Below are 13,253 nucleotides of genomic sequence, written 5' to 3' on the forward strand. Positions count from 1 at the left end.
GTATGTCCAGCAATACCGGCACCTAAAATAACGACTCTTGCCATATAAAGGCTCCTCCTCCTTTGGCATATCTCTATGAAATAATTATCTTGAATGTATTTATTTAATATTCTTGAAACTGTTATGCAAAGATTGAGCCAACCGTTAAATTGGCGTTAAGCAAATAAAAGCTAGCGGGAAACCGCCACCAGCCATCCCCCATCATCAAAAGCGACCGTTGGATCAAACACTATGTTGCAACGCAGATGAAAACATGACATGACATCTCATCAGCAAGCATGACAAACTGTCATGACAAAGGCTCCTAGAAAGTGAGGAGGATTCTTTGATGGAAAAGCAGGGGGAAATGGACAAAAGAAAGGCCTGTTTCTGCACAGGCCTTACGAGACACTGACAGCGGTGACACCGCCATCCGGGAATGGGGGAAATCAGCGGACGGGCGTCCCCCCCGCCTGCCGGACCAACGTCCGGATTTCATCCAGTTCAGGCGAACCTTCAGGCAGCAAAGGCAATAACGTGTTCCAGTAATGGATCGCTTGGGCAGCGTTACCTGTCTGCATCGCGGCGGAAGCCGCCAGCCATAGCCCCATCGGATTACGGGGATCCAGCGCCAGACCCTGGGTCAGCAGTTCCAGCGCCTTGCCCTGAAAGCTGCCTTGCTGGCTGGCGGCCAACGTATCCGCCCAGGCGAACAGCACAGCCGGTTCATCCGGGTTAAGCTGCGCCGCCCGTTCATAGCCCCGGATTGCGTCGGGATACCGCCCCAGCACGACATAACTGCGCCCCAGCATCAACCAGCCGTCCACATCGTGCGGCGCAGCCTTGAGGCGCTCCTCCAAACCAGCCAGCATCTTGCCCATATCCGGCGCCGCCCCCTCACCCATATGGGCGTCCAGGTGGGCTTCAGGCATGGCGTTCGGCTGCACGGAAGACTCCGGAACCGCAGCAGGGGAACCCAGCGCGCCATACAGGCCAAACGCCAGCAACGGCGTCAGCAGGGCAAGCAACAGCGCCATTCCCTTTGCGGCTGCTTGCGGCTGCGCCACCGCCTCATCTGGCCGGGTATCCTCATACAAACCCCGCTCCAGCTCCGCCAGCGCCGCCTCATGGCTTGTCGCATCCAACCCGCCCAGCCGGTATTCGGCTTCCAGCTCCGCCTTATGCTGCCGGGCGATGGCAATATTCTGCGCCCGCCGCCCATCTTCCGGCCCAACCCCAGGACGCAACAACGCAGGCAGCAACAGCGCCACGCCCAGCAGGGTCAAACCCGCAGCCAACACCCAAAAAGTGATCATTCCTCATCCTCCAACAAACGGCGGGCGGCAAGCCGCTGCGACAAGTCATCCTCCACCGGCCCCACAGCGCGGCCCTGACGGGCGACCCGCCATAACGCCACGCCCCCCACCAGCAACATCACGAAAGGCCCGCCCCACAGCAGCCAAGTGGAGGCCTGCACCGGCGGACGGTACAGCACGAAATTACCGTAACGCTGCACCAGAAACGTTTTGACCGCCTGTTCATCCAAGCCTTGCTGCGTAACCATTGCATACACCTCATTACGCAAATCCCCGGCCAGTTCAGCATTCGAATCCGCCAAGTTTTCATTCTGGCAGACCAGGCAACGCAGCTCCGTCAGCAGGCCTTCGTACAGCGCCTGTTGCTGCGGACTGCTGAACTGGCGGACTTCAATCGCCGTCTGGCCATAACCCGCGCCCGCCCACAGGCACATAAGCAGCAACCAACGGCTCCAGTTATTTCCGCGCATCTCAGCCTCCCTCCGCACGCAGTTTTTCCAACAGGGGCAACAGCTCCCCGGAAACCGTCTCCGCCGTCAGCGGGCCGGTAAATTTGCGCCGGACAACGCCCCGCTGATCAACCACAAAGCTTTCCGGCACGCCATACACGCCCCAGTCGATCCCCGCCCTGCCGTCAGCATCAAGCGCCACAGCGGCATACGGATTGCCAAATTGCGCCAGCCATTCACCAGCGTCGGCGGGCTGATCCTTGTAGTTCAGGCCCAGCAACAGCACCTGTGAACGCTTCGCCAAATCCACCAGCACCTGATGCTCGCTGCGGCAGGCGGAACACCAGGACGCCCAGACATTCAGCACCCACACCTTGCCCAGCATGTCCGCAGGAGCCACCTGGGCACCCTGTCCCGCCAGCGCAGGCAGCCTGAAAGCCGGGGCTGGGCGGCCAAGCAGCGGCGAAGGAATCTCGCGTGGGTTCATGCCCAGACCGGCCCACAACAGCCCCAGCAGCAACACAAATATCCCCAGGGGTACGGCGTAACGCATGTTCATGCTCCTTGCGCCAGGGCAGCGCTCGGTGGCACCACGTCGCCGGTCTGGCGCAACCGGCGGTAACGTTTGTCCAACGCCCCCGCAGCGCCGCCCAACGCCATCAGCAGGCCGCCCAGCCACAGCCAGCGGACAAACGGCTTGTATTGAATGCGCACGCTCCAGCCGCCCTGTTCGCCCAACGGCTCGCCCAGCGCCACGAACAGATCCCGGAACAGGCCGGGGTCAATTCCAGCCTCGGTCGTCGGCATGGATTCAACGTTGTAGACACGTTTTTCCGGGTGTAGGACAGCGATCCTATCCTGTCCGCGAGTCACCTGCATGGTGCCGCGATACGCCTGATAATTGTCGCCCTGAGTCTGTTCAACGCCTTGCAAGGTGAAGGCATAACCCGCCAGCGTATGGCTTTGCCCCGGCTCCAGCCTGACATCGGCGGCCTGACTGTAAACCGACACCAGCGTAACGCCAGTCAGGGTGACTGCCAGCCCCAGATGCCCCAGCAGCGCTCCCCAATTGGCCCCCGACCAACGCCACGGCGCTTTGCGCAGCCGCACGGCCCAGGCAATGGAGCCAAAGGCGATCCAACCGGCCATCGCCAGCCCCAGCACCGCCAGACCCGGCAAACCCGCCCCAAACGCCCAGGGAGCCAACACCGCCGTCAGCAGCGCCACCGCCAGCGGCAACCCCAGCACCCGCGCCAACCGCCGCGCCTGATCCTGCCGCCAACGCAACGCCAGCCCAGCCCCCATCGCCACCGCCAACGCCGCCATCAAGGGCGTCATGACGGTATTGAAATACGGCGGCCCGACCGAAATTTTCCCCAGCGCCAGCGCGTCGCTCAACAGCGGGAACAAGGTCCCCAGCAGCACCGCAAACGCCATCACCAGCAGAATGAGGTTATTGGCGAACAGGCCGGTTTCACGCGACAACAGGGAGAAGCTTCCGGTGGTCGCCAGCCTAGGCGCGCGGATGCCGAACAGCAGCAAGGATGAACCCACCACCGTCGCCAGGAACAACAGGATAAAGACGCCCCTACCGGGGTCGCTGGCGAACGCATGGACGGATGTCAGCACCCCGGAACGAACCAGAAACGTTCCCAGCAGGCTAAAGGAAAATGCGCCGATCGCCAGCAACACCGTCCAGGCTTTGAACAGCCCACGCTTCTCGCTGACCGCCAGTGAATGCAGCAGGGCGGTTCCCAACAGCCATGGCATCAGCGATGCATTTTCCACCGGATCCCAGAACCACCAACCGCCCCAGCCCAGCTCATAGTAGGCCCACCAACTGCCCCCGGCGATGCCCATGGTCAGGAACACCCAGGCGACATTGGTCCAGGGACGCGCCCAGCGCACCCAGGCCGCATCCAGCCTGCCCCCCAGCATGGCGGCGATGGCGAAGGCGAAGGCGACCGAAAACCCCACGTAGCCCATGTACAGCATCGGGGGGTGCACGGCGAGCCCGAAATCCTGTAGCAGCGGGTTCAGGTCGCGCCCCTCCGGCTGCATCGGCACACGCTCAAATGGATTCGAGGTCAGCAGGATAAACAGCAGGAACCCGGCCCCGATCAGCCCCATGACGCTCAACACCCGCGCCAGCACCTGCGTGGGAACCCCACCCCCGAACACGCTCACCGCCACGCTCCAGCTTGCCAGCGCCATCACCCACAGCAGCAGCGACCCCTCATGCGCGCCCCACACCCCCGTCACCTTGTAGAACAGCGGCAATTGCGCACTGGAGGTTTCCACCACATAACGCACGGAAAAGTCATCCGTAACAAAGGCATAGGTGAGGCAGGCATAAGCGGTGAACGTATACGCCCACATCGCCAGCGCCGCCGGTTTCGCCAACGCCACCAACCGGGACTGCCCGTGAAAGCTGCCGTACAGCGGAACGCCGCCCAGCAATGCCGCCATCACCAGCGCCAGTATCAGGGAAAAATGACCCAGTTCGGGAATCATGGCGGTGTTGCTCCTGGCGTTGTCTGTTTCAAAGTGGCGGCGACTTCCGGCGGAACGTAGCTCGCATCGTGTTTGGCCATGACTTCCTCCGCCACAAACCGCCCGGAGCCATCCAGACGGCCCCTGACCACTGCGCCGCCTTCTTCCTTGAACAAATCAGGCAGGATGCCCTGGTAATGGATGGCCAGATCGGTATGCAGATCCGTCACCGTGAATTCCACGCCGACATTATCCTTGCGGGTCAGGCTGCCCTTTTTCACCAAGCCCCCCACCCGGAACAGGCGTCCCTGCGGGGCTTCATGGTTGGCGACCTGGGTCGGCGTATAGTAGTAGGTAAGATTGCTTTGCAAGGCGCGCGTGACCATGACGGCGGCGAGCGCCACGCCCGCCACCGCCAGCGCCACGAACAGCAAACGCCGCTGACGTGGTTTCATACAGGCCCCTTGTGTTTCGCCAGCCGCCGCCAGCGTTTTTGTTCGCGCAAAACGGCCTGCCGCCGCCAGCGCAGCCATAGCACTTCCCCCAGCAAGACCGCCAGCGTCATGCCCACGGCGCTCCAGATGTAAAAGCCGAAACCGCCCATCATCAATGTTTCCGCTGGCTGGATCATGCCCGCACCTCCTGCAAATTGCTGACCCATTGCGCCCGGCCTTCGCGCAGGAGGATCAGGTTACGCGCCCGCAACAAGGTCGCCGCCACCGCGTACAGCCAGAAGCCCAGCGCGGTCACCAGCCAGGCGATGCGGATATTCGGCTCAATTTCCCGCATTGACGATTGTTGATGCAGCGCCGAACACTGGTTGGGGTCAGGGCAGTTGATTGACCAGAAGATGACCGGAACCAGCACCAGCCCCACCGCCGCCAGCAACGCTGACGCACGGTCGCGGCGGTGCACATCCTCGATTGCCGACTGCAACGCCAGATAGCCGACGTAAAGGAACAGCAGCAGCAATTCTGACGTCATGCGCGGGTCCCAGTCCCACCATGTCCCCCAACTGGTTTTGCCCCAGAAGGCCCCGCTCCACAAGGTAAGGAAGGTGAACAAGGCCCCGGTCGGCGCTGTCGCCGCCGCCAGCATGAACGACAGGCGCGTATTGAACGCCAGCCCAACCAGCCCCCAGCCCACCATCACGACATACAGCCACATCGACATCCAGGCCGCGCCCACATGGACAAACAGGATGCGGTAATACTGCTTCTGATCGGTCAGCAGATCCGGCGTCTGGAAGAACCCCCAATACAGCCCGACCGCAATCAGCAGGACGCCGCCCCAGCCAAACCAGGGGGCCAGTTTCCCCGCCAAACCATAAAACGTGGCCGGGGAGGCATATCTGAACCAATGGACATCCATGCGGAAGCACCTCTTCTGGAACCAACACTCATTCAAGCGCAATCCGTAGCGCTTGGGCGATCACCCACGGGATGAACAGCACCGCCAGCAACAGCAATGCGCCCAACAGCAGCCAATAGGCTTGCGCATCCTCACCTGCCAGACAGACTGTTATTCCGCCTGCGCCATACACCAGCACCGGCACGCTCAACGGCAGGATCAGCAAGGCGATCAACACGCCGCCGCCGCGCACCCCCAGCGTCAGGGCCGCCCCCAGCGCCCCCAGCAGGCTCAACACTGGCGTCCCCAGCAACAGGGACACCAACATGCCTTGCACGGCAGGCAGCGGCAAATGGTATTGCAGCCCCGCCAACGGGGTGATCAGCGCCATCGGCAGGCCGGTCAGCAGCCAGTGCGCCGTCACTTTCGCCAGTACGATGACAGGTAACGGAGGGGAGGCAAGCAAGATTTGTTCCAAAGTTCCATCCGCGTAATCGCCTGCGAACAGACGCTCCATTGCCAGCATGGACGCCAGCAGCGCCGCCACCCACACTACCCCCCCCGCCATTTTTTGCAGCAGGCCGGTTTCCACGCCGACCCCCAGGGGGAACAAGCTGATGACGATGATGAAAAAGAACAGGACGCCCAGAATATCGGCGCTACGCCGCAGGGCCAGCAGCAGGTCGCGCCGGACAATGGTGTAAAAGGCTTTCAGTATTCATCCTCCACAGGCGCGGCGTATTGAGGGTCATCCAGACGCAGGTGGAACAGGTTTTCCCCATCCAGGCCGACATCCTGGTGGGCGGAAAGCGCCAGCAGCCCTCCCCGGTGCAGGTGGGAACGCAGGATAGATTGGAGCTGCGCTACGGCAGCCGCATCCAGAGCAGTAAAAGGTTCATCCAAGATCCATAGGCGGGCGGGCGTCAGCAGCAGCCAGGCCAACGCAACCCGCCGCTTCTGCCCTTGCGACAGAAAACGGACGGGCAAATCCTCATAGCCATACAAACCCAACTCCGCCAGCGCCGCTTCGGCCGCATCCGCCCGACAGTTGGTGGAATGTTGCAAAACGCTGGCGATATGCAGGTTTTCCAGCGCATTGAGGTCGTCCTTCAGGGCATTGTGGTGACCCAGCCAGACAATATCCCGCCGGTATTCCTCGAGTTGCCGGAGCAGCGCCTGCCCCCGCCACAGGAGAACGCCGCTTTCCGGCTGCCGCAGGGAAGCCAGCGTCCTGAGCAGGGTGGTCTTGCCGCAGCCGTTACGGCCTTCCACCAGCAATACGCCGCCTTCCGGCAGGTCAAACGACACCTTGCCGAACAGCAACCGCTCTCCTCGGCGGCAGGATAGATCGCGCGCTTGTAACACCATGGAGGGATAGTAGCAACAAACAGCGCACCCTGCCCTTTCCTGTCACGGAAAACGCTCCTGCCACTTCCCTTGTGGCGAAACCAGATTAGCGGGGACGGTTGTGTGGAAAACGGAAACGGCCTAACGGGTGACCATCAATATTTTTTTGTTCTTTGTAGTATGTCGCCAGTTTGCGGTTGATGCGGCGCGTGTCCATAATGAACGCAATAGCCACACTCACAACAATGAAAGAACCGATGATGATAGCAGTCATGCTAGTCTACTCCTTAATCAAACAATACTCGGCCTTCCTAACGGATATGCTCAACTATTTTTATTAATAAATTAAATTGTTTTTCTATTAGATTAGTCTAATATAATAAATTATTAACTTCAATCCTGCAGGTGCTCAGGATGTCAACAATTTACAATAAAATGCTATCAACCAAAGACAAACCCATACTTTCCATCATCATCCCAGCCTATAACGAGGAAGCCTACATCGCGCCCACCCTTGCCGCCGCCTTTGCCGCAACCCGGCGTTACGAAGGGGAAAGTGAAATTATTGTTGTCGACAATAACTCCACTGACCAGACCAGGGCCATCGCAACGGCATCAGGCGCCAAGGTGATCTTTGAAGCCAAAAACCAAATAGCCCGTGCCCGTAACGCCGGAGCGCAGGCCGCCCGGGGGCAATGCTTGGTATTCGTGGACGCCGACACCTTGCTGGAAGGGGATATTCTCGACAAGGTGGCCACCAACATGGCTGACGGCAAGGTGATCGGCGGCGGCGCATGGACAGAACCCGACCTAGCGGGCGGCAGCGCCTGGCTGTTCAAATACGGCGTCAATATGCTGCTGGCGCTGGGCAATGTGACGGTTGGGCCATTCCTGTATTGTGACCGGGAAGCGTTTTTGCGCGTAGGCGGTTTTGATGAAACGCTATACGCCGCCGAAGAATTTTCACTGGCCCGCCGTCTCAAGGAAGAAGCCAGAAAGCAGCAGAAACAATGGCGTATCATCAAATTCCATCCAGGCCACCGGATCATCACCTCCAGCCGCAAGTTTGGCCGTTTCGGCGGGCTGGGCATGGCGTTGAGCAATGCCCACCTGTTGTGGAACACACAGCGCAAACTGCGCAACAAGGACGAATGCGGCTTCTGGTACGCGCAACGCAAGCCCAAATGATGGCGATGGCGGGGAAAATCCGGGTAATATCCGTTGCATGACCCAGACACCTCGCCTGACGTTTTTTTGTGAACTGCATGCTGATGAGCTGACAAGACTGTTTGATCAGCCGCAACTCATTTCCCAACTACAGGCGATGCAAGCTCAAATAAGCCTGGCCATCCGGGACTTTACGGCAGAGCGGGCCATGCTCGTGCGCCGCCTGAACGCCAGCGGCGTTCCGGTCATTGCCTGGCAATTACTGCCGATGGAGCAAGGCTATTGGTACAATATCCACAACGCCCATCAGGCGGTGGCAGGGTATGATGAATTTCTCGTCTGGACAAAGCAACACGATCTGCAATGGGCTGCCATTGGCGTCGACATAGAACCCGACATCACAGAATTTCAGGATCTGCTGAAGCGCCCCTTGCGGGTATTGCCCAGCTTGTTCAGGCGTATCAGCAAACGTCAACACTATGATGAGGCCAGCAGGATTTACCACTCGCTGATCACCCGAATCCAGCGTGATGGTCATGCCGTCCACAGTTATGAGTTCCTGTTCATGGAAGATGACCGGCGGGCGGGTTCCTGCACCTTGAGCCGCTTGTTGGGCGTGACGGAAGTTCCTGCCGACAAACGGGTGCTGATGCTGTATTCCAGTTTTTTCCGGCCTTATGGCGTCGCGGTTTTGTGCAATTACGCCTGTCAGGCTGACGCTGTGGCCGTCGGCATCACCGGCGGCGGCGTGGAAATCGAAGGCATGAGCCATAAAGCGCCCCTGAGTTGGGAAGAACTGTCCCAAGACTTAAGGCTGGCGGCGCGCCACTGCCGGGATCTTCACATCTTCAGCCTGGAAGGATGCGTCGCCCAAGGTTTCATGGAACCCCTGCTCCGGCTTGACTGGACGCAACCCGCTGACCAGCCCCGCATCCTGACCGGCGTGCTGATGATCGCCCGCCTGCTGTCGCACGGCTTATTATGGCTGACCAACCACCCATTCCTGTCCGGTGGCCTGATCGGTTTCACCGTGGCTTGGCTGGCCTTCCACCTATAGCCAAATCACCGCCTCCACTGAGGGATGTACATAAGACGCCCTAAAACCATTAAAATGCCTTGCAAACCCACAACATCACACCACAAGGATACCCATGCTGACACTGAGCCAGATACTGATGGCGGAAGGGGAAGAAATATCCACCTTTGCAGACTTGAAAACCACCCTACAGAAACGCGCGCTGGAAACCGGCTCGATCTTTTTCCAGATCGACATTGAACCACCCGGCTACGCTGACCGGCCAGACGACTGGTATGAGCAGTTGGAAATCGCCTTTTCATCCGCGAGGTGAGCCCATGTTCTGGCAGGAAGACGAAGACAAGACCCTTCCCTATCAGGCACCTGATGACATCCTTGACCTGAGCTTCAGCATCCAGTGCAAGCGCTTGCCGTTGGACCATGCCTGGGCGCTCTCACAGGCCATCCGTTCAGCCTTGCCCTGGTTTCATGAGGAAAGTGCCACAGGCATCCACACCATCCACGTTGCTGAAAGCGGCAACGGCTGGTTGCGCCCGGATGATGCCGAGCACCAGATGTTGCTGCCCTCCCGCCGTACCCGCATGGCGTTGCGCATTCCCAAGCAGCGCCTTGCAGACACCCAAAAACTGACCGGCAAAACGCTGGACATCGACGGTTACCCATTAACGGTGGGCGACGCCAAAGAAAAGCCCCTGCTCAACGCTGCGGTCATTTTCGCACGCTATGTTTTGTCGGACGCGGAAGAGCAAGAGCCTGATTTCCTGCAACGCATGGCCAAAGAAATCCATACAACCACTGACGTCAAAGTCAAGAAAATGATGTGTGGCAAGAGCAATGCCATCAATACCCCGGATGGCGTTTTATTCACCCGCCACTTGATGGTCGCTGACCTGGACAGCGCCCCCTCCATCCGTCTGCAACAATACGGCTTGGGTGGAGGGCGTAAACTGGGTTGCGGGCTGTTCCTGCCGCACAAAAGCATCAAAACCCTAAAACCAACGGAATAACTGCCCATTTCCACGTATCCCTTTTGAGGAATGGGAGCGCCAACTGCTTGCCGTATAATCCTGCGGTCAGGCATTTCGCTGAAAATAACCCCGTTTATTTAAAGTTTTGAGGAAGGGAACAATGGCTTACGAAGTAAATGGTCAAACCGCCGAAACGACTGACACAGGTTATCTGGTCAATCTAAATGACTGGAACAAAGAAATCGCCCAGCTAATTGCGGATGAGGAAGGTATAGGCCAACTGACAGACAGGCATTGGGATGTGATCGAATACCTGCGTGATGAGTACATCAACAACAACGGCAATCAGCCGATGGAGCGCGCCATCACCAAAGCCATGGAAGAAAAATGGGGCGTCAAACTGAAAAGCAAGGATATGTATGACCTGTTCCCGCGTGCGCCCAGCAAACAGGGCTTGAAAGTCGCTGGACTGCCCGCCACCAACCGCAAAGGCGGCTACTGACCTATCCGAAAGGGGGTATTCCCCCTTCACCCTACCCCGTTTATCCTGCCGACAGGATTTGGTTATTTTAGAGAGGCATCGGACAATGAGCAGAAAGCAAGAGCTGATTAGCGAAATGCTGGAAATGCAGAAAAAATTCATCACCCATGAGCAATCTGGCGCATTCGACGCAGAAGAATATTACGTTGGCGAATGGAAAACCTACCGTGAACGTTATCAGGAACTGGCGGCGGAAGTCCGTGAAATCGCTTCCAAAGAAGCCAATTTCTGGAAATAAGCAAGCCGCCACACACAAGTTTACCTATGAAAAAGCCGCTATCCAGCGGCTTTTTCATGTCTGTCATTATGCCGCCTAGCACCTAATGGTTAGTCCGCCCGACAGATTGCGCCTTTTGCACTTTGGCCCACACGCCATTATTGGCCTCATGCAACACATTCAGGATCGTCACCAGATCGCCCTGCTGAAAACCTCCCATGGCGCGGTCGCCATGTGGCCGGTCATAAATGCCGTGCACCTCCTGCGTGTGGTAGCTTTTCCCCACCTCCGGCAAACCGCTGTCGGGGGAAATGTGCAAACGCTGCCCATACCAACCATAGTCACGCCGTTCGCCCAGATAAATCCACACAACGGAGCCTACTGGCAATGGTTTGCCACCCATCGATGGCAATGCAAGCGGTGACGCATCCTCTGTCACAATCGGAGCAGGTGGCGCTATTGCATCCAGAGATTTATCCGGGAATTGGGCAGGGAGGAGTAAAGCCTCGTCCACATGCAGCCCCATCCGATTGGCAGCCGCAGTGCGGGCGGCTTCCAACTCTGCATAAGCCGCTTCACGGGTGCTACTGGCCAAATGGGGCATCCGGACAGTTTTTGCCACCGGCTGACCCACCTCCCTTTTCGCTGAAGCGTGCTGTACAGCGGCAGCGGGCACTGTTTTTTTACTGGCAACAGGTTTTATCGGCTGTCCAGATGGTGGCGCGGCCAAAGTGACCGATGTCCTGCCTGATGCAACCTGTCCGATTGGTGCCGCACTCTCTGGCGCATACCCTGCCCGGCCAACCATCGCCAGCACTGACCCGGAAAAATCTTCGCCAGCCGACATAGTGTTGAGCGTTTCAGGATGGTTCAGCATGACCTGCAAGCTGACAGGGGCAGGTTTGGGTAAAGCACGTTCCTGCACAGCCAAGGCGGCGGCTGGCCTGTCCTCCTGACGCAGCACCGCACGCGCCGACTGGTTAATGGCGGCATCCAAACTGACCAAGCTTTCCGTCCGGGTTTCCAGGTCATCCAGACGGTGGTGAAAATAGCCCAATCCGACCAGCGTCCCCATTTGCAGGGTGGCAATCGGAGTCCATACCATCGCCTGCTTGGCGCTATTTGACTCCCACCACGATGCCCGCTTGATTACCAGTTGCGCCATGCAAAACTCCTTGTACCAGCATGCTGAAATCCCAACATCCCTGTTTTGCGTCAAAGCAATATTGTTGCAAAGGAAATCCCGGACAAAAAAAAGGAATTTCCTGCTCAGTGGTTTTTATTGCAAAAAATTACACTTCGCTCCACATCCGCAGCAGGTTGATGTGCACCGTGCTGATGCTTGCGGCTTCTTCGGATTGGGGCAGCTTTTCGAAAACGCCCTCGCGCGCCTTCGCCAGCTGATAAAGCAGTTCCCGCTGATAAGGGTCTTTCACCAGGCTTTGCGCCCAGGTAACCGCCACCAAGCGCACTCCCTGGGTGACCTCCGCCACCTTATGCCAGCTTCCGGAATCATAAACAACCACATCGCCCGCCTGCCCACGGATTTTTTCCTCGCCATAAGCGGTACGGATGACAATTTCGCCACCCTCATAGTCGTCATTAAGAAAAACGGTCGTGGAAACATCGGTGCGGTAACGTCCCGACATCGGCCCCATCACCGGATCATCGACATGGAAACCGTAGGTCATGCCGGGCGTATAACGGGCGTAAAACGCCGTGGCGACCCGCAGCGGCAACACCGCCGCCTGATACTCGGGATGCTGCACCAACGGCCCCATGACCATGGCGTTCAGGCGGCGGTGCAATGGGCTGTTGAGGGAAAGCTCCTGATTGTGCTTCACTTTCGCCGCTTCGGTGCCAGCAGAAAAGCGCCCATCCACGAATTCTCCAGTCGCCAGCAACTCCTGAACCTCCTGCAAACGCTGCGGGTCAAGTACATTCCTGATCACTAACAACATGCCGCTCCCTCGCTATTTCCTGACAAATTACCGGCGTGGTTCCGCTCCGGCGCTGAATCCGGTAACCTGCCCTCACACGGCCATAGGTAAAGACTGATGCAATTACGGATACAAATCAACGGCACCACACGCGATATTGACGTACCTCAATTTATTCTGGATGAAGGCGAAGATTTTTTCGCCAAAATCGACAGTGACCTGGATCGCGGCTATCAAATGAGCCGTCTGTGGGTGGACCAACCTACCCAGGAACAACGTTGCCAAATCGTGGCGGATAAAATCCTCACCGCCCTTTCCAACGGCAACCAGAAAAGCGGCACGCTGATGGCGGCCTACATCCTCAAACGCATGCCGCACATCCATGCAGTCCACATGAATATCGAAGGGGACATGACCGGGCACGAGCTGCTATAGGCCCTGCCCAGACAA

Annotated in this window: 19 protein-coding genes; 7 read left to right on the forward strand and 12 right to left on the reverse strand. The window is 58.3% G+C overall.

What is annotated here, in order from left to right:
* Positions 1 to 428: 428 nt before the first annotated feature.
* The 10 genes from ccmI to VSS37_RS20335 form a co-directional block, all read right to left on the reverse strand.
* The gene (gene ccmI / locus VSS37_RS20290; RefSeq protein WP_324698178.1) at positions 429 to 1,295 is read right to left on the reverse strand and encodes a c-type cytochrome biogenesis protein CcmI; all 867 of its coding nucleotides are present in this window, start codon (positions 1,293 to 1,295) and stop codon (positions 429 to 431) included.
* Positions 1,292 to 1,765, reverse strand: coding sequence for a cytochrome c-type biogenesis protein (locus VSS37_RS20295; RefSeq protein ID WP_324698180.1), 474 nt, complete (start codon positions 1,763 to 1,765; stop codon positions 1,292 to 1,294). The genes ccmI and VSS37_RS20295 overlap by 4 nt, the downstream gene beginning before the upstream one ends.
* A gap of 1 nt (position 1,766) precedes the next feature.
* Positions 1,767 to 2,297, reverse strand: a complete 531-nt coding sequence (locus VSS37_RS20300; RefSeq protein ID WP_324698182.1) for a DsbE family thiol:disulfide interchange protein — start codon at positions 2,295 to 2,297, stop codon at positions 1,767 to 1,769.
* A gap of 2 nt (positions 2,298 to 2,299) precedes the next feature.
* Entirely contained in the window at positions 2,300 to 4,258 is a 1,959-nt protein-coding gene (locus VSS37_RS20305; protein WP_324698184.1) for a heme lyase CcmF/NrfE family subunit, read from the reverse strand.
* A complete protein-coding gene (gene ccmE, locus VSS37_RS20310; protein WP_324698185.1) occupies positions 4,255 to 4,692 on the reverse strand; it encodes a cytochrome c maturation protein CcmE in 438 nt (145 codons plus the stop codon). Before ccmE ends, VSS37_RS20305 begins: the two co-directional genes overlap by 4 nt.
* Positions 4,689 to 4,868: a heme exporter protein CcmD gene (ccmD, locus tag VSS37_RS20315; protein ID WP_324698187.1), complete on the reverse strand. Its 180-nt coding sequence runs from the start codon at positions 4,866 to 4,868 to the stop codon at positions 4,689 to 4,691. The genes ccmE and ccmD overlap by 4 nt, the downstream gene beginning before the upstream one ends.
* Positions 4,865 to 5,608, reverse strand: a complete 744-nt coding sequence (ccsA, locus tag VSS37_RS20320) for a cytochrome c biogenesis protein CcsA (RefSeq protein WP_324698188.1) — start codon at positions 5,606 to 5,608, stop codon at positions 4,865 to 4,867. The genes ccmD and ccsA overlap by 4 nt, the downstream gene beginning before the upstream one ends.
* A 28-nt stretch (positions 5,609 to 5,636) precedes the next feature.
* The gene (ccmB, locus tag VSS37_RS20325; protein ID WP_445971502.1) at positions 5,637 to 6,305 is read right to left on the reverse strand and encodes a heme exporter protein CcmB; all 669 of its coding nucleotides are present in this window, start codon (positions 6,303 to 6,305) and stop codon (positions 5,637 to 5,639) included.
* Positions 6,299 to 6,955 (reverse strand): cytochrome c biogenesis heme-transporting ATPase CcmA, encoded by a 657-nt coding sequence (gene ccmA / locus VSS37_RS20330; RefSeq protein WP_324698190.1) that lies wholly within the window; start codon positions 6,953 to 6,955, stop codon positions 6,299 to 6,301. Before ccmA ends, ccmB begins: the two co-directional genes overlap by 7 nt.
* An 85-nt stretch (positions 6,956 to 7,040) precedes the next feature.
* Positions 7,041 to 7,208, reverse strand: coding sequence for a hypothetical protein (locus VSS37_RS20335; RefSeq protein WP_324698191.1), 168 nt, complete (start codon positions 7,206 to 7,208; stop codon positions 7,041 to 7,043).
* A gap of 140 nt (positions 7,209 to 7,348) precedes the next feature.
* Here VSS37_RS20335 and VSS37_RS20340 point away from each other — a divergent pair, with 140 nt between their 5' ends.
* The 6 genes from VSS37_RS20340 to VSS37_RS20365 all read left to right on the forward strand — a co-directional run bounded on the left by VSS37_RS20340 (position 7,349) and on the right by VSS37_RS20365 (position 10,884).
* Entirely contained in the window at positions 7,349 to 8,122 is a 774-nt protein-coding gene (locus VSS37_RS20340; RefSeq protein WP_324698192.1) for a glycosyltransferase, read from the forward strand.
* Positions 8,123 to 8,159: 37 nt separating this feature from the next.
* On the forward strand, positions 8,160 to 9,158 hold the full coding sequence (locus tag VSS37_RS20345; RefSeq protein WP_324698193.1) for a hypothetical protein: 999 nt from the start codon (positions 8,160 to 8,162) through the stop codon (positions 9,156 to 9,158).
* A 94-nt stretch (positions 9,159 to 9,252) separates the two neighbouring features.
* Entirely contained in the window at positions 9,253 to 9,450 is a 198-nt protein-coding gene (locus VSS37_RS20350) for a hypothetical protein (RefSeq protein ID WP_324698194.1), read from the forward strand.
* A gap of 4 nt (positions 9,451 to 9,454) precedes the next feature.
* Entirely contained in the window at positions 9,455 to 10,144 is a 690-nt protein-coding gene (gene cas6, locus VSS37_RS20355; RefSeq protein ID WP_324698196.1) for a type I-MYXAN CRISPR-associated protein Cas6/Cmx6, read from the forward strand.
* Positions 10,145 to 10,265: 121 nt separating this feature from the next.
* Positions 10,266 to 10,607, forward strand: a complete 342-nt coding sequence (locus tag VSS37_RS20360; RefSeq protein WP_324698197.1) for a TusE/DsrC/DsvC family sulfur relay protein — start codon at positions 10,266 to 10,268, stop codon at positions 10,605 to 10,607.
* 85 nt (positions 10,608 to 10,692) lie between these two features.
* Positions 10,693 to 10,884, forward strand: a complete 192-nt coding sequence (locus VSS37_RS20365; protein WP_324698198.1) for a hypothetical protein — start codon at positions 10,693 to 10,695, stop codon at positions 10,882 to 10,884.
* A gap of 82 nt (positions 10,885 to 10,966) precedes the next feature.
* Here VSS37_RS20365 and VSS37_RS20370 read toward each other — a convergent pair whose 3' ends face one another.
* Positions 10,967 to 12,028: a hypothetical protein gene (locus tag VSS37_RS20370; RefSeq protein ID WP_324698199.1), complete on the reverse strand. Its 1,062-nt coding sequence runs from the start codon at positions 12,026 to 12,028 to the stop codon at positions 10,967 to 10,969.
* 127 nt (positions 12,029 to 12,155) lie between these two features.
* Positions 12,156 to 12,824 (reverse strand): Fe2+-dependent dioxygenase, encoded by a 669-nt coding sequence (locus VSS37_RS20375; protein WP_324698201.1) that lies wholly within the window; start codon positions 12,822 to 12,824, stop codon positions 12,156 to 12,158.
* A 96-nt stretch (positions 12,825 to 12,920) separates the two neighbouring features.
* Between VSS37_RS20375 and VSS37_RS20380 the strand changes: the two genes are divergently transcribed.
* Positions 12,921 to 13,238, forward strand: coding sequence for a hypothetical protein (locus VSS37_RS20380; RefSeq protein WP_324698202.1), 318 nt, complete (start codon positions 12,921 to 12,923; stop codon positions 13,236 to 13,238).
* The last annotated feature ends 15 nt before the right edge of the window (positions 13,239 to 13,253 follow it).

It is taken from the genome of Candidatus Thiothrix phosphatis (assembly GCF_035668035.1).
Taxonomy (GTDB): domain Bacteria; phylum Pseudomonadota; class Gammaproteobacteria; order Thiotrichales; family Thiotrichaceae; genus Thiothrix; species Thiothrix phosphatis.